At 61.2% G+C, this 22407-nt stretch carries 20 protein-coding genes; 7 read left to right on the top strand and 13 right to left on the bottom strand.

Annotation, left to right across the window (positions count from 1 at the left end; all coding sequences use genetic code 11):
- Nucleotides 1-90: 90 nt before the first annotated feature.
- Nucleotides 91-774 (top strand): TetR/AcrR family transcriptional regulator, encoded by a 684-nt coding sequence (locus tag J5278_RS17260; RefSeq protein WP_247750677.1) that lies wholly within the window; start codon nt 91-93, stop codon nt 772-774.
- Here the strand turns inward: J5278_RS17260 and murJ are convergent.
- From murJ to J5278_RS17310, 10 genes are all read right to left on the bottom strand, one after another.
- Nucleotides 731-2320 (bottom strand): murein biosynthesis integral membrane protein MurJ, encoded by a 1590-nt coding sequence (murJ, locus tag J5278_RS17265; protein WP_142823858.1) that lies wholly within the window; start codon nt 2318-2320, stop codon nt 731-733. The genes J5278_RS17260 and murJ overlap by 44 nt on opposite strands.
- Entirely contained in the window at nt 2317-5214 is a 2898-nt protein-coding gene (locus J5278_RS17270; protein WP_209182638.1) for a [protein-PII] uridylyltransferase, read from the bottom strand. The genes murJ and J5278_RS17270 overlap by 4 nt, the downstream gene beginning before the upstream one ends.
- Before the next feature lie 117 nt (nt 5215-5331).
- A complete protein-coding gene (locus J5278_RS17275; protein WP_209182636.1) occupies nt 5332-5634 on the bottom strand; it encodes a hypothetical protein in 303 nt (100 codons plus the stop codon).
- A 21-nt stretch (nt 5635-5655) separates the two neighbouring features.
- Nucleotides 5656-8313, bottom strand: coding sequence for a DNA mismatch repair protein MutS (mutS, locus tag J5278_RS17280; RefSeq protein WP_209182845.1), 2658 nt, complete (start codon nt 8311-8313; stop codon nt 5656-5658).
- A 208-nt stretch (nt 8314-8521) separates the two neighbouring features.
- The gene (locus J5278_RS17285) at nt 8522-9403 is read right to left on the bottom strand and encodes an alpha/beta fold hydrolase (RefSeq protein WP_209182634.1); all 882 of its coding nucleotides are present in this window, start codon (nt 9401-9403) and stop codon (nt 8522-8524) included.
- A 137-nt stretch (nt 9404-9540) separates the two neighbouring features.
- On the bottom strand, nt 9541-10419 hold the full coding sequence (locus J5278_RS17290; protein ID WP_209182633.1) for a GNAT family N-acetyltransferase: 879 nt from the start codon (nt 10417-10419) through the stop codon (nt 9541-9543).
- A 121-nt stretch (nt 10420-10540) separates the two neighbouring features.
- On the bottom strand, nt 10541-12823 hold the full coding sequence (locus tag J5278_RS17295; RefSeq protein WP_209182632.1) for a hybrid sensor histidine kinase/response regulator: 2283 nt from the start codon (nt 12821-12823) through the stop codon (nt 10541-10543).
- Nucleotides 12824-12878: 55 nt separating this feature from the next.
- Nucleotides 12879-13391, bottom strand: coding sequence for a signal peptidase II (gene lspA, locus J5278_RS17300; protein WP_209182631.1), 513 nt, complete (start codon nt 13389-13391; stop codon nt 12879-12881).
- Nucleotides 13388-14248, bottom strand: coding sequence for an RNA methyltransferase (locus J5278_RS17305; protein ID WP_209182630.1), 861 nt, complete (start codon nt 14246-14248; stop codon nt 13388-13390). Before J5278_RS17305 ends, lspA begins: the two co-directional genes overlap by 4 nt.
- Nucleotides 14245-15408: a class I SAM-dependent rRNA methyltransferase gene (locus J5278_RS17310; protein ID WP_209182629.1), complete on the bottom strand. Its 1164-nt coding sequence runs from the start codon at nt 15406-15408 to the stop codon at nt 14245-14247. Before J5278_RS17310 ends, J5278_RS17305 begins: the two co-directional genes overlap by 4 nt.
- A gap of 111 nt (nt 15409-15519) precedes the next feature.
- Between J5278_RS17310 and J5278_RS17315 the strand changes: the two genes are divergently transcribed.
- Together J5278_RS17315 and J5278_RS17320 are read left to right on the top strand one after the other, a co-directional pair.
- Nucleotides 15520-15972 carry a carbon monoxide dehydrogenase subunit G gene (locus tag J5278_RS17315; protein WP_209182628.1) on the top strand — a complete coding sequence of 151 codons (453 nt, stop codon included), beginning with the start codon at nt 15520-15522 and terminating at the stop codon, nt 15970-15972.
- A gap of 78 nt (nt 15973-16050) precedes the next feature.
- Nucleotides 16051-16458 (top strand): GNAT family N-acetyltransferase, encoded by a 408-nt coding sequence (locus J5278_RS17320; RefSeq protein WP_142824439.1) that lies wholly within the window; start codon nt 16051-16053, stop codon nt 16456-16458.
- A gap of 1 nt (nt 16459) precedes the next feature.
- On the opposite strand, the gene J5278_RS17325 is transcribed toward J5278_RS17320, so the two are convergent.
- From J5278_RS17325 to sppA, 3 genes are all read right to left on the bottom strand, one after another.
- Nucleotides 16460-16792 carry a LapA family protein gene (locus J5278_RS17325; protein WP_209182627.1) on the bottom strand — a complete coding sequence of 111 codons (333 nt, stop codon included), beginning with the start codon at nt 16790-16792 and terminating at the stop codon, nt 16460-16462.
- Nucleotides 16793-16934: 142 nt separating this feature from the next.
- On the bottom strand, nt 16935-17240 hold the full coding sequence (locus tag J5278_RS17330; protein WP_142823847.1) for an integration host factor subunit beta: 306 nt from the start codon (nt 17238-17240) through the stop codon (nt 16935-16937).
- Between the two features lie 25 nt (nt 17241-17265).
- Complete coding sequence (gene sppA / locus J5278_RS17335; protein ID WP_209182626.1) at nt 17266-18222, bottom strand: signal peptide peptidase SppA; 957 nt, start codon at nt 18220-18222, stop codon at nt 17266-17268.
- A 232-nt stretch (nt 18223-18454) separates the two neighbouring features.
- Here sppA and J5278_RS17340 point away from each other — a divergent pair, with 232 nt between their 5' ends.
- The 4 genes from J5278_RS17340 (at nt 18455) to rpoN (ending at nt 22326) form a co-directional block, all read left to right on the top strand.
- Nucleotides 18455-19117, top strand: a complete 663-nt coding sequence (locus tag J5278_RS17340) for an LPS export ABC transporter periplasmic protein LptC (RefSeq protein WP_142829111.1) — start codon at nt 18455-18457, stop codon at nt 19115-19117.
- Nucleotides 19118-19131: 14 nt separating this feature from the next.
- Entirely contained in the window at nt 19132-19785 is a 654-nt protein-coding gene (locus tag J5278_RS17345; protein ID WP_142823844.1) for an LptA/OstA family protein, read from the top strand.
- A 27-nt stretch (nt 19786-19812) separates the two neighbouring features.
- A complete protein-coding gene (lptB, locus tag J5278_RS17350; protein ID WP_142823843.1) occupies nt 19813-20607 on the top strand; it encodes an LPS export ABC transporter ATP-binding protein in 795 nt (264 codons plus the stop codon).
- Nucleotides 20608-20763: 156 nt separating this feature from the next.
- Nucleotides 20764-22326 carry an RNA polymerase factor sigma-54 gene (gene rpoN / locus J5278_RS17355; RefSeq protein WP_209182844.1) on the top strand — a complete coding sequence of 521 codons (1563 nt, stop codon included), beginning with the start codon at nt 20764-20766 and terminating at the stop codon, nt 22324-22326.
- Nucleotides 22327-22407 lie beyond the last annotated feature (81 nt).

Here is a 22407-nt window from a genome sequence, read left to right on the forward strand (position 1 = left end):
ACCTTAAAGAGAAATAAGGTGAATACCTTATATTTGCAAGGGGCGGATATGGTCGATGGTGATTTGCCGGCAGGAAAGTCGAAGAAACGCATGCCCACGCGCGACAGGATCCTGGTAGCAGCGCTTTCACTGTTCAATGAAAAGAGCCCCGGTCGTGTGACTACAGCCGAGATTGCCGGCATGGTCGGGATCAACGAGGGAAACCTCTATTACCACTTCCGCACCAAAGAATCGCTGATCACCAGCCTGTTTTCAGGGTTCGAGACGGCGGCGGCCGGCTTTGTCGCAAGCGCGCACTCCGCTCCTGCCAACGATCCGGCGAGCTATCCCGGCCTTCTGCGCCAGTGGTTTTCGCTCGTTTGGGACTATCGCTTCCTGTTTCGCGACCTTGTCGACCTGCTTGCGGTTGCTCCATCGCTCGCCGAGGCGATCCGGAGTGTCAGCACGCTGATGGGCCACGCGCTGGACGAAATCCTCAAGCGTATGGAAAGCGAGGCCCTGATCAACGTACCAGCCGACGACAGGGCGCCTCTGCTGGCAAATGTGTGGATCGTCGCCACCTACTGGGCCGTGTATCTCAACCTGCAGCAGCGGGTATCGGCGCTCGGAGAGGAGCACCTGGACTGGGGTATTAACCAGGTATCCGCGCTTTTCCGTCCTTATCTCAGCCCCGCCGCAAGGCAGGCATTCGAAGAAATCCGCGAGACACCCCTGTCGCCCCAGGCAGTCGTCACGCTGTTGGCCCCTCATCCTTTGCCACCGGCTTGCGATTGAGGTTTCGACGGATCATGCCAAGATTTGCGCCGCCGATAAGGAATGCGGTCGCGAAATAGACGACCATCGAAATGGCGATCAACAAGCCGAGAGTGCCGAGCTTGGTCGGCAGCGATGCACTGGACGCCAGTTCGGGTGCCCAGCGCTGCTTCAGATAAAAGATGACGGCACCCATGACGCAGGCGGCCACGACCAGCAGCGCTGCACGGCGGGCCAGCGCCCATTCCCACACGAGGTGGCCGCGACGCAGGAGCGTGCCAAACAGCAGTACCGTGCTGATCCAGCCTGCCGTCGCCTCGGCCACAGCAATGCCGGGAGCGCCCATATGCGGGAATAGGGTCAGCGCGGTGGCGCAATTGACAGCGACGGCGACAGCGGAAAAGCGCATCGGCGTTTTCGTATCCTCGCGGGCGTAAAAGCCCGGCTGCAGCGCCTTGATCATGACGAAGGCAGGCAGGCCGATGCCGTAGATGGCAAGGATAGCGCCGACGACCGCGGTGTTCTGCGCGTGGAAAGCGCCCCGCTCGTAGAGCAGCCGGATGATCTCGTCGGAGAGGATCCACAACGCGAAGGCGGCGGGAATGGTCATAAACAGCACGAATTCGATCGAGCGGTTCTGCAGGTTGCCCGCCTCGCGCAGGTTGCCGCCCTTCAGCGAACGCGCAAGTTCCGGCAGCAGCACGACGCCAACTGCGACGCCGACGACACCGAGCGGCAGCTGGTAGATCCGGTCGGCATATTGCAGGGCGGCAATGGCGCCTTCCTGGCTGGAGGCGATGGCCTGGCCGATCATCTGGTTGATCTGGGTGATGCCGCCAGTAATCGCGGCAGGAACTGCCAGAATGAGCAGCCGCTTGACGTTAGGCGTAATTTTCGGAAAGCGAATACCGATCGAGATGCCGGCATGCAGCACGCCAAAATAGACGACAGCCAGCTGCAGGATGCCGGCGACCAGCACACCCCAGGACATGTACCAGGCAGTCGAAAGCGGTGGCGCGCCGACATAGAGCGCGTAGAGCAGCGCGCCGATCATCACCACGTTGAGGAAAACCGGCGCGATGGCGGCAGCGAAGAAATGATGGAGCGAATTCAGCATGCCGCTCATCATTGCCGTCAGCGACATGCACATCAGATAGGGAAACATAACCGCCGCCATGCGCACCGTGATCGACATCTTGTCGGCGTCGTCGGCAAAGCCCGGCGCAATGACAAATCGAACCAGCAGCGGCATGCAGAGTTCCATCACCACCGTGATCAGGAACAGCACGGAAAACAGCACGCCGAAGACTTCCTCGGAAAAGCGCTTTGCACCGTCGATGCCGTTCGCCTCGATCTCCTTGGCAAACAGCGGCACGAAGGCAGCATTGAAAGCGCCCTCGGCAAAAAGCCGGCGAAACAGATTGGGAAATCGGAAGGCGGCGTAGAAGACGTCGGCCATCGGCCCGGTACCGAGCGCTGCCGCCATCAGCGTTTCGCGGGCGAAACCGAACATGCGGCTGCCGAGCGTCGCGCCACCGACGGTCGCAAATTTACGTACGAGACTCATGCTGCGGAACCGGCCTTTTCTTCATGATCGTCGAGCGGCGTCTCCGAGGGGGCGATAATGCCCGACGGCATGCGCTGGCGCAGCTCGTCCTCCTCGCCAGCCATCACAGCCTTCAGCCGGGCGATGATGTTGCCGCGCTTGTTCTCGTTGGAAATCTTCTGGCCGACGAGATCGGTAACGTAGAACGTATCGATGACCTTTTCACCGAAGGTCGTGATGCGGGCCGACTGGATGTCCAGCGACAGATCGGAAAGTACCGCCGTCACCTCCGACAAAAGTCCGGTCCGGTCGAGACCCTCGACCTCGACGACGGTGAACTTGTTCGACAGGCTGTTGGAGATCGTTGCCGACGGCGAGACGACGAACGCCTTGCTCTTGCGCTTGAGCTTGGTGCGATTGGCGATCACTTCGGGAAGAAGCTTGCGACCGGACAAAACGTCCTCGATCATCTTGCCGATGGTGGCCGCACGACGCAGCTCGTCGGCATCGTCCGGAAACTCGCGACTGACATGGATCGTGTCGAGCGCGCGGCCGTCAGCTGTGGTGAAAATCTGCGCGTTGACGATGTTGGCACCGGACGCCGCACAGGCACCGGCAATCACCGCCAGCAGGCGCGGATGGTCGGGCGACAGGACCGTGATCTCGGTAATGGCGTGGAAACTATCTGTCCGGACCATGGTCGCCAGCACCTGTCCGGCCTTGTCTGTCTGGCGAATGAACCCGGTATGGCGGATCTGGTCTTCCAGCGAGACGGACAGCAGATAGGGTTGGTAGTGTAGCTTGACGTAGGCTTCGCGGTCGTGCTCGCTCCAGTCGGACAGCGCATTGAACAAGGCCTCGGCAGCGTATTTGGCGCGTTCGTTTCGCGACACTTCCGAAAAGCCGCCAGCCAGGAGCAGCTCTGTCTCGTAGTAGAGCGTGCGCAGCAGCTGGCCCTTCCAGCCGTTCCAGACCCCGGGGCCAACGGCGCGGATGTCGCAGACGGTCAGGATGACCAGCATCTTCAACCGCTCGAGCGACTGCACACGGTCGGCAAAATCGATGATCGTCTTGCGGTCGTTGAGGTCGCGGGTCTGGGCTACCATCGACATCGTCAGATGTTCCTCGATCAGCCAGACGACGAGTTCGGTCTGCTTCGGCGACAGGCCGAAGCGCGCCGCCAGTTTGCGGGCGACCCTTGCGCCGGCAATCGAGTGATCCTCGAGCCGACCCTTGGCGACATCGTGCAGCAGCACGGCGACGTAGAGGGCCTCGCGATCCTCTACGTGGGGCATCAGCTTGTTGACGAGCGGATGAATTTCCTCGGCCTTGCCCTTGTCGATCTCCGACAGGATGGCGACGGCGCGGATCAGGTGCTCGTCGACCGTATAGTGGTGATACATGCTGAACTGCATCATCGCGACGATCTTGCCGAACTCGGGAATGAAGCGGCCGAGCACGCCGGCCTCGTTCATCCGGCGCAGGATCAGCGCCGGATCGCGGGGCGAGGTCAGGATCGACAGGAACAGCCGGTTGGCTTCCTCGTCCTCGCGCAGCCGGATATCGATCAGCGACAGCGAGCGCGTCACCAGCTTCAGCGCATCGGGGTGGAATTCCAGGTTGTTGATGTCAGCGACATGGAACAGTCGGATCAGGCTGACAGGATCACGCTTGAAAACATCGGGATTAGCAAGCGCGATGCGGCCCCGATCCTCCACGAACTCGATAGAGCCGGCGATCTTGCGCGAGCGGTGAGTGAAGCGGCTGAGCACGCCGGACAGCCCCGGGGTCGCCTTGGCCTGCTCGTCCTCCAGTGCGGCGCAGAGGATGCGCGTGAGGTCGCCGACATCCTTGGTCACCAGGAAATAGTGCTTCATAAAACGTTCGACGGCCGAAAGACCGGGACGGGCGTGGTAGCCGAGCGCCTCGGCGATTTCGCGCTGGATGTCGAATGACAGCCGCTCCTCAGCCTTGTTGGTGAGGAAATGCATGTGGCAGCGCACCGCCCAGAGAAAATCGTCGGCCTTTTCGAACAGCCGGTATTCGCTCTTCGAGAGTACGCCAAGCTTGACGAGTTCGATCGTGTTGCGGACGTGATAATAGTATTTCGAGATCCAGAACAGCGTGTGCAGGTCGCGCAGACCGCCTTTGCCTTCCTTGACGTTGGGTTCGACCAGATAGCGGGTGTCGCCGGCCTTGCGATGACGCTCGTCGCGTTCGGCCAGTTTGGCAGCAACGAATTCCGGCCCGGTGCCGATGACGATTTCCTTGTCGAAGCGGCCCTCGAGTTCGGTCGCCAGAGGCCGATAACCGCAGATGAAGCGGGTTTCAAGAATGGCGGTGCGGATCGTCATGTCCGACTTCGACAGGCGGATGCACTCTTCGATGGTGCGGGTGGCGTGACCGACCTTGAAGCCCATGTCCCAGAGAACGTAGAGCACGAACTCGACGGCCTTGTGGGTATCGTCCTCGGGCTTTGGCTGGAACAGGAACAGCAGGTCGATATCGGATCCCGGTGCCAGCGTATCGCGACCATAGCCACCGACCGCTGCGACGGCAAATTTGTCCTTCTGGCCGGGGTAGACCTGCGTGACCGCGACATCATAGAGGATAGTGATCAGCTGGTCCTGCAGCCAGGAAATCTCGTGTGCGCAATCAAGTCCGCTGCCATGGGCGAAAAACCGTAACCGGGCGCGCTCGCGTGCCTCTTGGCTTGCCCTTTTCAGCGGCGGCAACAGCGCGTTTCGCAGGTCTATCCGGGTGCCCTTGTGGGCGGCGATAACGGCGTCGCATTCGGCTCTGACGGCGGTCACGTCCAGAATGCCGGGATAATCGATGACAGCCATCCTGCGCCGACCGAGGTGCTTCTCGTTGTCGGCCATCCTCTGCTGGAGCGCCTCACTCTTCGTCGCCATGCGCTATAGCCCTTCTGACCCGCCGATGACAGGCATCATAAAAACCAGAGTGTTTATATTTGACGAAGGTTGACGAAGCCGGTCGCGGGTAGCATTCGTGCACACCTGATGTCCCGCCTAGGCTTCACTGCGGCCTTCAGCGATATTCTTTGCCTCGATAGCCTTCATGTCATTGATATGATAGAGGATCTGTCGAGACTGCGCACCGATCTGTGCCAGCAGTTCGCGGTCGCACTCCCAATAACCGGCAGCCGAAATGCGGGTGGAAATATCCGAGATGCGGCCGCAGGCAAGCACGATGTCGAGCAGGCCACGGGCGGAATGCCACTCGATGGGCGCTTCCGGCTTCGGTCGCGCTTCGGGCATGACGAAACGGTCGGAGAGATTTCGAACTTCGGTGAGCAGTTTTTCGATATGCATGACGCGATCCCGTTTCCGACTTCAGCCGGCCTCACTGAGCTTCTTCTTCAATTCGTAGAGCGCGTCAAGCGCCGCGCGCGGTGTCAGGTCATCGAGGTCGATGGCCCTCAACGCCTCTTCGACCTTGGACGTTCCCCGTGCGCGGTACGCCTCGTCGCGGCGGACCGCCACCTGGAATAGCGGCAGGTCGTCGATCAGCGAGGATGCCGGGTTCTTGCGGTCGGCGTCCTCGAGCCTCGTCAGGACATCGCGGGCGCGCTCAACGACGGAAGCCGGCAGGCCGGCCAGTCGCGCCACCTGGATTCCGTAGGAGCGATCGGCGGCACCCGGTCCGACCTCGTGGAGGAAGATAACCTCGCCATCCCACTCCCGGACCCGCATCGTGGCGTTGGCCAGACGCCCGAGTTTTTCCGACAGTGCGGTCAGTTCGTGGAAATGGGTGGCAAACAGGCCCCGGCAACGATTGCCCTCATGCAGGTGCTCGACCGCCGCCCATGCGATCGACAGGCCATCGAAGGTGGCTGTGCCACGGCCGATCTCGTCCAGAATGACCAGCGAACGGTCGCTGGCCTGGTTGAGGATGGCCGCTGTCTCGACCATTTCGACCATGAAGGTCGAGCGCCCGCGGGCAAGATCGTCAGATGCTCCGACGCGCGAAAACAAGCGGTCGACGATACCGATATGGGCCGACGTTGCCGGCACGAAGCAGCCCATCTGGGCGAGGATGGCAATCAGCGCATTCTGGCGCAGGAAGGTCGACTTGCCGCCCATGTTCGGGCCAGTCAGCAGCCAGATGGCGCCGTCCCGCCCGCCGTCGCGCGGTGAGAGATCACAGTTGTTGGCGACGAAAGGACCTGCCGACTGGCGACGCAGGGCCTGCTCGACCACGGGATGGCGGCCGCCACCGATGGCAAACATTTTCGAATCGTCCACCGTTGGCCGGCAGTAGGCCTGCTCTTCGGCCAGCAACGCCAGGCCGGCGGCGACATCGATGACGGCGAGCGCCCGGGCACCTGCCTTGATCGCCTCGGCCTTGCGAACCACGGCTGCCACCATTTCGTCGAAAGCCTTCAGTTCGATCGCCAGCGCCTGGCCGCCGGCATTGGCAATACGGCTTTCGAGATCGGCCAGTTCCGGCGTCGTGAATCGCATGGCATTCGCCATCGACTGGCGATGGATGAAGCGTCCCTTGGCCTCTGGTGTATCGATCATCGGGCCGGCACTGCCGGCGGTGACTTCGATGAAATAGCCGAGCACATTGTTGTGCTTGATCTTCAGTGACTTGATGCCGGTTTCCTCGGCATATTGTAGCTGCAGCCCGGCGATCACCCGGCGCGACTGATCGCGCAGGGCCCGGACCGCATCGAGATCAGCATCGGCACCCTGTCGCAGAAAGCCGCCATCACGCTTCAACAGCGGCAGCTCATCGGCGAGCGTGCCGGTGAGCAGCGATTCGAGCTCTTTCGGCAGCGTCTTCAGCCCGGCAAGAGCATCGTCGAGTTCGCCCGGCAGCAGCGCTGCGCCCAGCATCTCGGCAATCGCGAAAGCCGCGCCCAGCCCCTTGGCAATCGCAAACAGGTCGCGTGGTCCGCCCCGGTCGAGCGCCAGTCGCGAGAGGGCGCGGGGCATATCCGGCACGTGCTTCAAGGCTGACCGCAGATCGCTGCAGAGGGAGGGCTCCTCGAGCAGGAAGCCTATCGAATCAAGCCGGGCATTGATACGCGCGGGATCCGTCAGCGGTGACATCAGCCGTTCGGCCAGCAACCGAGCACCGCCGCCTGTCACGGTGCGATCGACGGCTTTCAGCAGCGTGCCGTTGCGGTCTCCAGACTGGGTCCGTACCAGTTCCAGATTGGCGCGGGTGGCGGGATCGATGAACAGCGTCGAGGCGCCGCTTTCGCGCTCCGGCCGGCCGAGTGGCGGGCGCTCGGCGATCTGGGTTTTTTCGACATAGGCAACCGCTGCAGCCGCAGCTGCAAGCTCGGCGCGGGTAAAGCTGCCAAAGCCGTCGAGCGTCGCGACGCCAAAATAGCGGGTGATACGTCCTTCGGCACTAGCGCTGTCGAACAGCACCGATGGCTGCGGCACCGCCACTCGCCCGAGCACATCGAACACGGGTTTGAGCTCCGGATCGTGAAACATCGTGTCGGGCAGGATCAACTCGCGCGGCTCGATGCGGATGATGTCGGAGAGCAGACGCGACTGATCCGTCTCGGCCAGCCGGAAAATGCCGGTCGAGATGTCGATCCAGGCAAGCGCCAGTTGCGGCTCGCTGCCGCCCCGGATGCGGGTCAGTGCCATCAGATAATTGGATTCGGACGGCGAAAGCAGCTTTTCCTCGGTGATCGTGCCTGGCGTCACCAGCCGCACGACATCCCGCCTGACAACGGATTTGCCACCGCGCTTCTTTGCCTCGGCCGGGTCTTCGATCTGCTCGCAGACGGCGACACGGAAACCCAACGAGATCAGCTTCTGCAGGTAGTCGTCGGAGGCGTGAACGGGCACGCCGCACATCGGGATATCCTGCCCCATGTGCTGGCCGCGTTTCGTCAGCGTGATGCCCAACGCACGCGACGCCTCGACGGCATCCTCGAAGAACAACTCGTAGAAATCGCCCATGCGATAGAACAGCAGCGAACCGGGATTGTTCGCCTTGATCTCTATGTACTGCTCCATCATCGGCGTTGCCGACGCGCGGCTTGCGTCAGTGGCAAGCTCGGTTGCCGAGTAAGGCTCGATCCTAGGTGCGATGCGTTCGTTCACTGTGATTTTTCTGTCCCAAAACAAGCCGGCACCCTATCCGCGCGGAGGCGGGCAAGACAACAGCAATCGGGACGCCACTACGGATCGCCCACAGGACGTTTTGCGGTTTGCAGCCCGGTTGCTCTCAGCCCACTGCCAGCACCGCGTCCGCAAAAGCCTCAGGCGCCTCCTGCGGCAGGTTGTGGCCGGCGCCCGGCACGGCCAATCGCTCGTACGGCCCGGTGAAGTGAGCATGTGCCGTATCAGCGGGACCCGGCGGGTCTACTCCATCGTCGCCGCCTTGCAGTACGATGGTGGGCGTCGCGATGGTCGGTTGGGCCGCCAGATACCGCTCGATCTCCGCATAGGCGGGATCGCCCGCAACGAGGCCGAAACGGTGGCGATAGGAATGGATCACGGTGGCGACAAAATCGGGATTATCGAAGGCGGAAGCGCTGCGGGCGAACGTCTCCTCGTCGAAGGACCAAGTCGGCGACCACAGGCGCCAAAGCAGCCGGCAGAGACCTCGCCGGTCGGCGGCCAGCCCAATCCTGCCGCGTTCGCTGTGAAAGTAATACTGGTACCAGAAACGGTATTCCGCCTCCGGCGTATCCGGTTCCACAGATCTGGCGATGTTCTGGATGTTGTATCCGGCACCGCCGCTGACCAGTCCCCGCACCCGGTCGGGCCAAAGTGCCGCGACGATGCAAGCTGCGCGACCGCCCCAGTCATAGCCCGCGAGAACTGCCGAAGGGATCGACAGCGCATCCATCAAGGCAAGCAGATCGGCACCGAGCGCTGCCTGTTCGCCTGAGCGCGGCGTGTCCGGATCGAGAAAGCGGGTGGCGCCGTAGCCGCGTAAAAAGGGGACGATACAGCGCTTTCCGGCTGCCGCCAGCCGCTCGGCGACAGCCTCATAGGCATGGGCGTCGTAGGGAAATCCGTGGAGGAGTATGACGGGCGCTCCGTCGACGCGGCCCGTTTCGTAATAGGCGATGTCCAGAACGCCGGCGACTACAGTTCTCATGGCGCTTGCGACCCCTCCCCCTCATCGCGACAATTCACGCTTGCGTTGAAGTTTAGGATGCCTGGCCGCCAAGGCAAGGTATTGCATCGATCAAGGTGTTGATTTCCTGAAGATGGACAGAAGCGCCAGGCCGGCGCCTAGCTCAGGAAGCGATCCGCCTGCGCGCCGTAGTGGTTGACATAGCGATCGGAAATGCTGGCGATCGGCAGCACGATCAGTACATCGGTGGTATTGAAGGCATGATCGACCACGGCCTGCGTGCCCACCATCGCACCGAGGCGAAGATATCCCTTGATCAGCGGCGGCATCGCCATCAGCGCCTTGCGTGCATTGATCGCCTCGGCCGGCATCAGGTCCATTGTGCGGGCAAGCGCCGGAAGAGCATCGGCCGCCCATTCGCCTTGGGCACGCACGTTGTGGTAGAGGAAAGACAAAGCCAGCGCATGCTCTTCCGGCCGTATGCCTGGGAAGGAAGCGCAGCCGAACATGGCGCCCATGCCGTGTTTCAGCGCGTAAGCCCAGTTGCCCTGCCACAAAAGCTCGACGATCCGTTTTGTGCGATAGGCCGGCAGCACGCAGGAGCGGCCGAGTTCCATGAACTGCTTGTCCGGATGACGGGCGATCAGGGCATCGGTGGCAAATTCCGAAGCGGAGTAGAAACCACCGTGGGCCATGGCGACTTCCTGGCGCAACAGCCGGTACGTGCCGACGATCTGGTCCTCGGTATCGCCTTCGATGGAGTGATCGAGCACCAGCAGATGATCGCAGATGGCGTCCCAGCTATCGACGTCGCGCTTCAGGCGCATCGCCTCGGCTGGCAACTGGGCGTGCATCTCCTCGACGAATACGCGATAGCGCACCGCCTGGGCAGCGTCGATTTCGCGCTCGTTACGGGCAAGGCGCGTTTCCAGATTACCGATTCGGCCGAACACGTCCCCAGTCACTGGGGCGCTCGTTTTTTTGATATTTTGAACAGTGTCGCCCTGAACTTCGCGATTTAACATTTCGATGGACATGGCGTTTCCCGACTTTGGGTTGTTTGATCGCCATAAAGCAAATTCTTGCGACAAGAAAGTGACATGCTGCGTCGCCAAATGCAAGGCGACGCAGCAGCATCGGAAGCGCTAATTGGCAGCTTTACGACAGTCGTGCGAAGTCGACCGTCATTGCAGCCAGCGTCTCGACCTCCTGGATCAGCCGCTGTGGATCGGCGGGCTTGGCAAGCACGATGCTGGCACCGTTCAAAAGCGCGGCGCGGCGGGTTTCATCGCGGCTATCAGCTGTCAGGACGATGACGGGCACCGGCGACAATCCCTGCCGGCGCTCGTGGGCGCGCAGCCGTCCCAGCATTTCGACCCCGTCGCCACCAGGCATCGACAGATCGGTGACGATGATGTCGGGGCGACTGTGGCCGGCATGCCAGGCCCGGTCGAGCAGGCTCTCGACATCCTGCACGACATCGACGGCGTGTCCCGCCTTGGTGAGTACGGCGCGCACCAGCATGGCATTGACCGGGTCGTCCTCAGCCAAGACGATGGAAATTCCAGTACCCTCGGGAAGCTCGGGCAAGGTCATGAACCCGGGCTGGTTGTCATTGATGGCATCGCGTCGCTCCATACCGCGCATACGGCCGCGCAGGACGTCGATCACCGACTGCTCGCGCAACGGCCTGATCAGCCAGGCATCGAACATGTCGAATTCCTCTGCGTTGCGCTGCTCCGGCGTCACCAGGAAAATGCGGCGCAGGCCGGGCGCAATGACACCGAGACGATCGGCAAACTGGGAGAGAAACTGCGGCGCCATGCGATTGTCGACGATGACGTCCGTCGGAGGCCCCTCGGCCTCCATCAGCGTATCCAGCGTGAAATTCCCGGCATCGCCGGCCTCGATCAGCCGGCAGGTGCCGCCAAGCATGCGGATGGTCTCTGCTGTGGCCGTGGCGGCGGGACCGTCCGGGGCAATCAGCAGCACGCGGGAGGATTTCAGCATCGTGGCACGATGGTTCCGACTGCGCTGGTCGGCGGGCAGCTCGACCGGGAACCGCACTATGAACTGGCTACCGACGCCTCTTTCGCTGACGACCGACATCCTGCCGCCGAATTCTTCGACTATGCGGGCGGAAATAGTCAAGCCGAGGCCCGTGCCGCCGCTCTTTTCCGAAGCGTCGCCGGCCTGCTCGAATGCGCCGAAAACGCGGGTTTGTTCTTCGGGCGTCATGCCCGGGCCGCTGTCTTGAACTGTAATGACCAAGTCTCCGTCGTCGTAGGCCGCGCGCACCAATACGCCGCCTCTTTGGGTAAATTTGACCGCATTGCCGATGACATTGAACAAAACCTGGCGCAACCGCGCGGGGTCGAAGCTCATCAGCTCGGGAATGTCAGAATGAACGGTCGCGCCGATCTCGATGCCCTTCTCGTGGGCACGGTGGGCCAGCATCTCGACGACGCTCTCGATCAGCCGGCGCAGTGATTCGGCGCGCGGATGGATCTGGAAACGGCCGCTTTCGAGCGTCGAAAAATCCAGCAGGTCCTCGACCAGTTGCACCAGCGCCTGGCCGGATTGACGTATTCCATCCAGGTAGCTTTCCTGCGCGGGGGTCAATCCCGTTTGGCCGATCAAGTGGCTCATGCCCATGATTCCCGACAGCGGCGTGCGGATTTCATGGCTGACGGTGGCGAGGAGCTGGGATTTTGCCGCGCTCTCATGCTCCGCCTTCAGGCGGGCCTGTTCGCGTTCGCGCGTGGCAAGGCGTTGGTCGGTGATGTCGCGAGCAATGCTCTCGATGCGCAACTGGCCGGAGGCTGGATCGCGCATCATAACATCGCGCCAGGAATAGATGCGCTGCCCCTGCGGCGTGGCGATCTCCACATCGTAATGATCGGGCCGGTCGTCCGGTCGGAAGGCAATACCGATCTCGTCGCAGGTCATGCCTTCGGGCCGCGCCTTGCCCGTCACCAGCCGGAACGTCGCATTGGCGTGGAGAATGCGCCGGTTCAAACCGCGCGTAACGGCGATATCACCGAGGGCGTCGTGGATATCCGACAAGAAATTTAGCGGCTGTGCAGGCTGGTGATTGATCGCAGTTGCGCTTGCGTGCGGTTCAGCTGACGCCAACGGTGCTGATCTGGTGACCGACCGGCCGATGACGGCCGCAGACAAAACCGCGAGACCAAAGATGCCGACGACACCTGCCAGGGCTGCGGCGCCTGCCACATAGCCTGCGGCAAGCAACAGTCCACCGGCGACAACACCGGCGCCGCCGAGCCATAAGCGGCCTAAACGGCTTGAGGAGAGCCATGCGTCGGGAGCAGTGAATCCGGCATTGTCCACCGGCGTCACGGCAGGGTTACCCGGCGGCTCGCTCAGGGCCTGCCCGAAGGCCGAAGACAGACGTTTCTGGAGATCTGCCGGTGTGTTCATGGTCTCGAATTACCATGACCACCGTTCTCAACGCCTTCCGGAAACCTTTCAAATTTTAGGTTTTGGGCTTTTTCGGAAGCAGCAGTTCATCGAGAATTACCGCCCCGGCGCCAACCGTAATAAAACTGTCGGCCAGGTTGAAGACGGCAAAGGACCACGTTTCGGTGTGGAACAGGATGTAGTCGATGACGTGGCCGTAGAGAAAACGGTCGACCAGATTACCAAGCGCGCCCGATATGATCAGCGCGAAACCGAGATGGGCAAGCCAGCGATCCTTGGCGGCATGGCGCCAGAGATAGAGCACGAAGACCACGATGATCAACCGCATGCCGACGATCAGCCAGCCGTCCAGGCCCGAAAGCATGGAGAAGGCGACGCCGAGATTGTAGGTGCGATAGAGATCCAGCATCGGAATGACGGGGACGGCCTGCTGCAGCGGCAGGTAATGGTCTACGGCGATCTTGATCGCCTGATCGAGTATGACGGCGATGACGATGAAGATCAGGATCGGCAGCGGCCTGGAGAACAGTGCTTGCCGCTGCGGTGCGGTGGAGCTGACTTCGGTCATCTTGCCTCGCTGAGCGTCAGGACATGTCGGCGGGCCTCAAACAGCATCACGGCTGTCGCCACCGCAAGGTTGAGAGAATCGGCACGTCCCTGTTGAGGAATCCGCGCCAAGGCATCCGCCTGGGTCGCGAGAGCTTCCGGCAGGCCGGATTGCTCGTTGCCCATCAGCAGCACGACGGGCTTCTTCTTGTAGTCGATGGTGCGGTAATCGACGGCACCGGCGAGATGGGTGGCGACGACAGATACGCCGGCATTCTTCTTCCAGGCGAGGAACTCATCGACCGATGCGTGGGTGACGGGCACGGCGAACACCGAGCCCATGGTGGCGCGCACGGTTTCCAGCGAGAACGGGTCGGTCGTCTCGCCGACAAGGATGACACCGGCAGCGCCGGCAGCATCGGCTGTCCTGATGATCGTGCCGAGGTTGCCGGGATCGCGGACGCGGTCGAGCGCCACATAGGTCTCGCCCGCCTTAGGCCGGATGTCCTTCAGGGCCCGCCAGCGCTGATCGAAGATACCAACGACCATTTGCGGATTGTCGCGTCGGGTGATGCTGGACAGCACCTTTTCGTTGACCTCCAGCACGAGCCCGCCGGAGGCCACCGTGCGGGCTGCCATCTTGTCGACAAGCGGCTTGCCCTTGGCGGCCTTGGCATAAACCAGCGTGCGGATGGTCCAGCCGAGCTCGATGGCGTCGATCACCAGCTTCAGGCCTTCGGCCATGAAGGTACCGGTTTCCTGACGCGCCTTCTTGTCGGTCAGCGCCTTGATGTCCTTGATGATGGGATTGGCAAGCGAGGTCACTTCCTTGACCTGGCCGACCCGGCGCGCGCCCGTGTCGCGAAAATCGTCGTTCATTGCGGCACCCAGCGGCTGAAAAGAGAAGTGGAGAGCGCCCTGCCCGGCTGCTTGCCGTCGAGGCCGGTCTCGCGGATGACCAGTTCGCCGGATTCAACAACGCCGGCGGCACCGCGCATGGTTTCGCGCATCAGCTCATGGATCGAGTAGAAGCTTGCACGGATCGAATAGGCGGTCAGCACGAGGCCGAGGGCGTCGGGCGACAGGATTTGCCGGCAGATATCCAGCATCATCGGCAGATGCTCGAACAGGTGCCAGACTTCGCCATTCGGGCCGCGACCAAATTTCGGTGGATCGGTCAGGATGATGTCGTAGGTATTGCCGCGCCGTTCCTCGCGCAGGATGAACTTCATGGCATCCTCGCAGATCCAGCGGATCGGCAGCTTCTCCATATGACCGAGGGCCTGGTTCTCGCGACCCCAGCCGATCGCCTTCTTGGAGGCATCTACATGGGTGACCTCTGCACCGGCACGGGCAGCCACCAGCGAGGCAACGCCGGTGTAGCCGAACAGGTTCAGCACCTTCAACGGCCGTTTCGACGCCTCGATCTGCTGTTTCATCCATTCCCAGTGAACGATCTGCTCCGGGAAAACGCCGACATGGCGAAACGATGTGAAGCGGCCGTGGAAATCCACGTCGAGCAGTTGCAGCGGCCAGGTTTCGCCGAGCGCTGCGCGCGGAAAGCGCCAGCGGCCCATGCCGTCTTCTTCCGTATCCCCGGTGAAGATGGCGTCGGCATTCTCCCAGACCGACGCAGGCAAAGTCGGCGGCCAAAGCGCCTGGGCCTCCGGGCGAACGATCCGGTAAGGGCCGTATTGCTCGAGCTTCAGGCCATTGCCCATGTCGATGAGATGGAAATCGCCAGCGCCCGAGGATTCCAGGATGATCGGCACGCGCTCCGGCGGTCGCTCGCCGCTGCGCACCAGCAATGGACGCTCGGCAGCGGCGGGTCCACCTTGAGTTTCGGCGATGCGTTCACTGCGCGCGGCTTCCGCACGGGGCGGCGCTTCGCGGGGGCGCTCGTCGCGCACCGGCCTCGTGTCACGCGCCGGTTGGGGATAGGGCTTGGCGCGGCCGCTCGGGGCGTCCGTGCGCGGGGCTTTGCCACCCGGGCCAGCGCTCGACCGTTGTCCAGGCCGGCGTTCCTTTTGTTTCACCATTGTTGTCTCGATATTGACGTCGGCGTGCAAATAGCATCTGGGCGGCTCTTGGCAAAGCGCTTTCCGATCTGCAATTGTCGGCCGAAGTGCAGGCCTAAAGGGAGATGAACGATGGACATGACCGGCGAAGTGCGGATTTCCGCATCAAGAGATGCCGTGTGGGCCGCGCTCAACGACCCCCAGATCATCAAGCAATGCATTCCACGCTGTGAAAGCTTCGAACGCGTGTCGCCGACGGAGTTTGTCGCGCTGATCAAATTCCGCATCGGCCCGCTGTCCGCCTCGTTTCATGGGGATGTTAAGCTCTCCGACATCAATGCACCCGACAGCTACACCATCGAGGGCGAAGGCAGGGGCGGCATCGCCGGCTTTGCCAAGGGCGGCGCCGACGTCGTGCTCGAGGCAGACGGCGCGGAGACAATCCTGCACTATACAGCGCGCGGCGAGATCGGCGGCCGGATCGCCCATATGGGCTCGCGACTGATCGATTCCAGCGCCAAGAAACTGGCCCAGCAATTCTTCGATGACTTCAACGCTGCAATCAATGGCAAGATCGAAGCTTAAAGACAGGCTCTATCCCAAGGCATCCGCTTGACGACACGACAATGGAATATCCGACCGGCGGTCGATGGCGATCAGCCGATGCTTTCAGATATCTATCTGAAGGCTCGGCGCGCGACATTTACCTGGGTCGATCCCGCCCGCTTCCTCCTCGAAGACTTCGCCACTCACTCGAAGGGCGAAAGCATTTTCGTCTGTGAGGATGCTGATGGGACGATTGCAGGGTTTATCGCTATTCTCGATGCGGACGCGTTCATCCACATGCTCTACATCCGCGCGGAATGGCAGGGCGCCGGAGCGGGAACGGCCTTGCTGCAGGCATTGCCCGGATGGCCACGGCGGCGTTACCGCCTGAAATGCCTGGTGAAGAACAAGGCTGCCCGGAGCTTTTACGAGCAAAGAGGGTTTGTCGTGACCGGCCTCGGTACGTCCGCCGAGGGCGACTACAACGACATGGTGTTCAGGCCGGTTACAGACTGGAATTTGTAATTCACTTTACCGGCAGATGGCCGGCGATCTGTTCGGCGCGATTGCGATGGCGGTCAGCCTCGGCCTGCCAACGGACGGCCTCGCGGGCTTCCGTGCGGGCACGTTTACGATAACGCCCCTGCGTGAACCACGTCGCTGCCGAGCCAATCACCATGCCGAGAATCAGTGTCACGAAAAGGAACACGAACAACGGTGCGCTAAGAGACAGGACCTGATCTTCGGGGCGAAACGGATTGAACGCCATCGTCACGAGCTGCCGGTTGGCGACGCAGAAGATGATGAGGATGATGCCGATTGGCAGCAGCACCAACAGGTTGACGATCTTCTTTGCCATTCACAGTCTCCTTGTCGACGACAGGCAATCTAGCGCTACCGTTATTAGGCGCCATACCGGCTTTCTGAAGTTCCTCTTCATCCCGGCGACAGGATAAGAACGATTGGGGCAACTTCAAGAGGCAACGGCTTGGATAGCGGTCTCAGCTGTCGTCGTCTTCGTCATGGCTGCCAGGATTGAGGCGCTCGCGGAGCTCCTTTCCAGTCTTGAAGAACGGTACCCATTTTTCCTCGACGAAGACCGTATCGCCGGTGCGCGGGTTGCGGCCGGAGCGCGACGGGCGGTTTTTAACCGAAAAAGCGCCGAAACCACGCAGCTCGACCCGGTTACCGCCAGCCAGGGCATCCGTGATCTCGTCGAGGACCGCATTGACGATATTCTCGACGTCACGGTGATAAAGATGCGGATTTCGCGCCGCAACGATCTGCACCAATTCCGATTTGATCACGGTGGCCCCCTAAATCATTGATTTATCAATGCGCATCACCCTGCCAAACAGAAAGCAGGCCGTCAAGAAACAACTTCTCGGACAACAGCTTCTGCGCGCCATCACCCTTAATAAAATCGCCATAACCGAGCAATGTGATGAGATCGGCCGCAGCGCCGGGCAGGAAGAATGGCGATGTGCGGCGTGGCGCATCCCAATCGACGACAGGCAAGTCCTTGGCGACCTTTCGCGTTTCGAGATAGGCGCGGATGTCATCGTCGCCGCCGAGACTGTCGACCAGCTTGTTTGCCAGCGCCTGACGACCGGTGAAGATGCTGCCATCGGCCAGCTTCAGGACCTGATCGCGCGGCAATTTACGGCGATCCGCAACGAGATCGACGAACCAGCCATAGCTGTCCATCACCATATTGTTGATCATCGCCTTGGCCTCGTCGCTCGGCGGATGAAACGGCGAAGGCTCGGCCTTCATCGGCGACGACTTGATCGCCTCCATGGAGACACCGAGTTTGTCGAGCAGATCCTTGACCTGAGGATATTGGAGGAGCACGCCGATCGAGCCTGTGATCGAGGTATCGCCGGCAACGATCGTGTCTCCGGCAGCGGCGACGAGGTAGCCGGCGGATGCGGCCATCGTCCGGATATCGGACACGACCGGCTTCTTGGTGGCCACCGCGCGGATAGCCTTGAATATGCGCTCACCGCCATAAGTGGTGCCACCCGGCGATGAAATCGACACGATCAGTGCCTTGACCTGGTTGTCGTCCTCGATCGTCTTCAGGCGCTCCAGAAGTTCCTTGTCATCCTGGATGACGCCGGTGATTGCGACGCGAGCGATCTGCGGCTTGCGGCCGGCACCGAGTTCGCCACCGGCAAAACGATAAAGCGCAAAGCCGAGACCGACCAGCAGGAGGACTGCAACGATGCGCCAGAAGCTTAACTTGCGGCGTAATTGTCGACGGTCCGCAATTGCAGAACTCTCCATGAGGTCCTATTTCCTTTTATGACAATAACCAGATAATCGCCGAGAGCGCGGCGTTGTTAACTTAAAGCAGCATATGGTCGACGGACAGATGACGTCGTCGTTTGCACCCGATGCCTTTTGTTGCCGAAAAAAATGCGTATTGGCAAGCTAATGCAAGCGTGCGAAATGTGATTGCAATCCTGTAAGTGCGCTGCACAAACTGCGCTGCCGGAACCAGAGAGACGGACCGCCGATGTCAAACACTGCCGAATCAACCGGCCCGGGCCGCCAATTGACGCCCGAACTGCGCGCCTACGACGCCGCGGTCGCCAACTCGGGACGTGTCCGCCGACTGAAAATCCTGCTGCCGATCGCAGCCGTCATCATCTCGCTGATTTTCATTACCGTTTCGGTGGTGCGCGCCTACATGCCGGAAAACATCTCGATCCAGGGCGCATCCATCGAGGACGGCAAGATCGTCATGCAGAGACCGGCGATTGCCGGGCGCAACTCCGACGGCATCAACTACTCCATGCTTGCGGAAAAAGCGCTGCAGGACATCAAGAACCCGAACTTGATAACGCTGAAAAACATCAAGGCAGCCATGCCCGTCAGCGACGGTGTCGCGCATGTCACCGCCCTTAGCGGCGACTTCGACCGTGCTGCCGATACCATGAAGCTGACGGAGCCCTTTACCGTCACGCTCGACAACGGCCTGCGTGCGGAATTCAAGGGCGCCTTCCTCGATATCAAGGGCGGATCGCTCGTTACGCAACAGCCCGTCGCAATCTTCAAAGGCCTCGCGTCAATTGTTGCACAGTCGCTCAAGATGACGGATAAGGGAAATGTAATCGAATTCGACGGACAGGTGAAAATGCATATCGATGCTTCCACCATCCACAATACGGGCAGCTAACCGCCGGGCGGACCATGACAAACGATTGTCGCATGCACTTTTCCAACACTGGTCTCCGTCAAGCCGCTCTGGCCGGCGCGATTGGCATTTTCGCGTTGATGACAGCGGTAGGCGCCAGCGCCCAGCAGTCGACCACCACCAAGATGACTGGCCTGAACCTCAACAAGGACCAACCGATCCAGATCGAAAGCGACAAGCTGGAAATCCATGATTCGGAAAGCAACGCCGTGTTCACCGGCAAGGTCAACGTCGTCCAGGGCACGACGACGATGAAGGCCGGGAAGATGATCGTCTTCTACAAGAAGAAGCCGCAGCCGGATGCCAACGGCAAGCCGGCACCCGTGGCCGAAACGAAGAAGCCAGCTGCGGGCAACTCGGTCGTTTCCGGAGATACCGATATCGACCACATCCTGGTATCCGAGAAGGTCTACCTGACCTCCGGCACCCAGACCGCGACGGCCGACAACGGATCCTTCGACATGGCAGCCCAGCTCGCCATCCTCAAGGGCGACAAGGTCATCCTGACAGACGGTCCCAATGTGTTCACCGGCTGCATGCTGACAGTTCACATGGACACCGGCGAAGCTCAGCTCGACAGCTGCGGCGGCCGAGTACAGATCCAGCTCGATCCGAAGTCAAAGCAGCCTGCCGCTGCCAAGACGAACTGATCGCGACTTCGAGTGACAGCGCCAGACATGACCACTAACTTCGGCACCTCCGAGCCGTCGGCCTCGACGCAAGCCCCTTCAGGCGACAAGGCCCGCTATCAGGGCACGCTGATTGCCCGCGGACTGACCAAGACCTACCGGACGCGGCGTGTCGTCAACGGCGTTTCGCTCGTCGTCCGGCGCGGCGAGGCCGTTGGCCTGCTCGGCCCGAACGGGGCCGGCAAGACGACCTGTTTCTATATGATCACCGGACTGGTTCCGGTCGATGAAGGCACCATCGAAATCGATGGCAACGATGTGACGACGATGCCGATGTACCGCCGCTCGCGGCTCGGCGTCGGCTATCTGCCGCAGGAAGCCTCGATTTTTCGCGGACTGAGCGTCGAGGAAAACATCCGCGCCGTGCTCGAAGTGCATATCAAGAGCAAGGACGAGCGCGAAAGCAAGCTCGACGACCTGCTCGAGGAATTCCACATCCGCAACCTGCGCACCATGCCGGCCATAGCCCTTTCCGGGGGTGAGCGCAGGCGCCTGGAAATTGCTCGCGCTGTCGCCACCGACCCGACGTTCATGCTGCTCGACGAGCCTTTCGCAGGCGTCGATCCGATCTCGGTTTCGGACATTCAGAACCTGGTGCACCATCTAACTGCGCGCGGCATTGGCGTACTGATCACCGACCATAACGTCCGTGAGACGCTGGGACTTATCGACCGCGCCTACATCATTCATGCGGGAGAAGTGCTGACGCATGGGCGAGCCCACGACATCGTTAATAATCCTGAGGTTCGCCGGCTCTACCTTGGCGACAATTTCAGCCTCTGATAGATTATTCTGGCACAGAAATTAGCCTCTGCCCCCGACATGCCCTTGACCAAACCCAATAAAAAAGCAATTTTTGGGCCAGTTGGAAAAGGCTGACCGCTTTTAAGCGATAACAGCGTTTTCCAGGAGGGATTGAAGGGGAGTTTTGCGTCCGTCATGGCCTTGTCCGCCAATCTTTTCCTGCGCCAGAGCCAAAGTCTGGTCATGACGCCGCAGCTGATGCAATCCATTCAGCTGCTCCAGATGACACATCTGGAGCTCAACCAGTTCATCGCACTGGAAGTCGAAAAGAATCCGCTGCTCGAATTTTCATCGAATGACGGCGAATTGGGCAGCGGTAACAGCCGCGAGCCTGAAGAAGAGGCACGCGGCGTCTCCGAGGATGGCCGGAGTGAAGATGGCGCCGAGCGGAACTCTGGCGAGCTTGCAAGCGACTGGTACGAGAGCAGCAACACCGGCCATGCCGAACGGCTGAACGACGAGCTCGACAGCAATTTCAGCAATGTCTTTCCCGACGACGGACAGCCGCAGCGCCTGGACGCGCCCGAACTCGTCAGCCAGTGGAAGTCGATGCCCGGCAACACCGAGGCAGCCGAACGCTACGATCTCGACGACTTCGTCGCCGGCCAGATTTCGCTCCGCGACCATCTCAACCAGCAGATACCCTTCGCTTTGCCAGCCAGCGCCGACCGGATGCTGGCCGAGCATCTGGTCGATCAGCTGGACGATGCCGGTTATTTCCGCGGCGAAGTCGCAGAGACGGCTGCGCGCGTCGGAACCGCATGCGCGGAGGTCGAGCGCGTGCTGGCCTGCCTGCAAACCCTCGACCCGCCCGGCGTCTTTGCGCGGTCGCTTTCGGAATGCCTGGCGATACAGCTTCGACAGAAGGACCGGCTGGATCCGGCAATGGCTCAGCTTCTGCAGCATCTGGAGCTCCTCGGCCGGCGCGACTTTGCAACGCTGAAACGGCTCTGCGGCGTGGACGAGGAAGATCTTCTCGACATGATGGCCGAGATCCGCCAGCTTAACCCGAAGCCCGGCAGCAGCTTCGAGACCGGCATGTCCGAAGCCATTACGCCCGACATCGTCGTCCGTGCGGCCCAGGACGGAAGCTGGCAGGTCGAGCTCAATCCGGACACCCTGCCGCGGGTACTGGTCAACCAGTCCTACTTCGCCAAGATTTCGAAGACGGGTGACGACTACTCTTTCCTGTCCGAATGCCTGCAGACCGCGAACTGGTTGACGCGCAGCCTCGACCAGCGTGCCAAGACGATCATGAAGGTGGCGACGGAAATCGTCCGGCAGCAGGACGCATTTCTGGTGAACGGTGTCAGCCAGCTGCGGCCGCTGAACCTCAAGACCGTTGCGGATGCCATCAAGATGCACGAATCGACGGTGAGCCGCGTCACCTCCAACAAATACATGCTAACGCCGCGCGGACTGTTCGAGCTGAAATATTTCTTCACCGTCTCGATCAGCGCCGTCGAGGGCGGCGACAGCCATTCTGCGGAGGCCGTGCGTCATCGCATCCGGCAGTTGATTGTCCAGGAGGCTCCCGACAGCGTGCTGTCGGACGACGACATTGTCGACAACCTCAAGAAGAATGGCGTCGAGCTCGCACGGCGTACGGTGGCAAAATACCGGGAGGCCATGAACATCCCCTCCTCCGTGCAGCGTCGCCGCGAAAAGCGTGCACTGGCCAGGGTTGCAGGCTTCTAGAGCCTCGAATTTCAACCTTTAGGTGTTCATCTGCTTGGGTTCGCGGCGAGCCTGTTGACTCTTCCATGCGGCAGCGCTAGA

Origin of the sequence: Rhizobium sp. B21/90, from assembly GCF_019355815.1 — a bacterium.
Lineage (GTDB): Bacteria > Pseudomonadota > Alphaproteobacteria > Rhizobiales > Rhizobiaceae > Rhizobium > Rhizobium rhododendri.

What these genes read in the sequence shown, in the direction of transcription:
- J5278_RS17340 (WP_142829111.1), top strand. Translation starts at nt 18,455, where the DNA reads ATGTCAAACACTGCCGAATCAACCGGCCCGGGCCGCCAATTGACGCCC.
- J5278_RS17310 (WP_209182629.1), bottom strand. Translation starts at nt 15,408, where the DNA reads ATGGTGAAACAAAAGGAACGCCGGCCTGGACAACGGTCGAGCGCTGGC.
- J5278_RS17285 (WP_209182634.1), bottom strand. Translation starts at nt 9,403, where the DNA reads ATGAGAACTGTAGTCGCCGGCGTTCTGGACATCGCCTATTACGAAACG.
- J5278_RS17345 (WP_142823844.1), top strand. Translation starts at nt 19,132, where the DNA reads ATGACAAACGATTGTCGCATGCACTTTTCCAACACTGGTCTCCGTCAA.
- J5278_RS17315 (WP_209182628.1), top strand. Translation starts at nt 15,520, where the DNA reads ATGGACATGACCGGCGAAGTGCGGATTTCCGCATCAAGAGATGCCGTG.
- J5278_RS17260 (WP_247750677.1), top strand. Translation starts at nt 91, where the DNA reads ATGCCCACGCGCGACAGGATCCTGGTAGCAGCGCTTTCACTGTTCAAT.
- J5278_RS17295 (WP_209182632.1), bottom strand. Translation starts at nt 12,823, where the DNA reads ATGAACACACCGGCAGATCTCCAGAAACGTCTGTCTTCGGCCTTCGGG.
- J5278_RS17290 (WP_209182633.1), bottom strand. Translation starts at nt 10,419, where the DNA reads ATGTCCATCGAAATGTTAAATCGCGAAGTTCAGGGCGACACTGTTCAA.
- J5278_RS17270 (WP_209182638.1), bottom strand. Translation starts at nt 5,214, where the DNA reads ATGGCGACGAAGAGTGAGGCGCTCCAGCAGAGGATGGCCGACAACGAG.
- J5278_RS17325 (WP_209182627.1), bottom strand. Translation starts at nt 16,792, where the DNA reads ATGGCAAAGAAGATCGTCAACCTGTTGGTGCTGCTGCCAATCGGCATC.
- J5278_RS17275 (WP_209182636.1), bottom strand. Translation starts at nt 5,634, where the DNA reads ATGCATATCGAAAAACTGCTCACCGAAGTTCGAAATCTCTCCGACCGT.
- lspA (WP_209182631.1), bottom strand. Translation starts at nt 13,391, where the DNA reads ATGACCGAAGTCAGCTCCACCGCACCGCAGCGGCAAGCACTGTTCTCC.
- mutS (WP_209182845.1), bottom strand. Translation starts at nt 8,313, where the DNA reads ATGATGGAGCAGTACATAGAGATCAAGGCGAACAATCCCGGTTCGCTG.
- murJ (WP_142823858.1), bottom strand. Translation starts at nt 2,320, where the DNA reads ATGAGTCTCGTACGTAAATTTGCGACCGTCGGTGGCGCGACGCTCGGC.
- J5278_RS17320 (WP_142824439.1), top strand. Translation starts at nt 16,051, where the DNA reads ATGCTTTCAGATATCTATCTGAAGGCTCGGCGCGCGACATTTACCTGG.
- rpoN (WP_209182844.1), top strand. Translation starts at nt 20,764, where the DNA reads ATGGCCTTGTCCGCCAATCTTTTCCTGCGCCAGAGCCAAAGTCTGGTC.
- sppA (WP_209182626.1), bottom strand. Translation starts at nt 18,222, where the DNA reads ATGGAGAGTTCTGCAATTGCGGACCGTCGACAATTACGCCGCAAGTTA.
- J5278_RS17305 (WP_209182630.1), bottom strand. Translation starts at nt 14,248, where the DNA reads ATGAACGACGATTTTCGCGACACGGGCGCGCGCCGGGTCGGCCAGGTC.
- lptB (WP_142823843.1), top strand. Translation starts at nt 19,813, where the DNA reads ATGACCACTAACTTCGGCACCTCCGAGCCGTCGGCCTCGACGCAAGCC.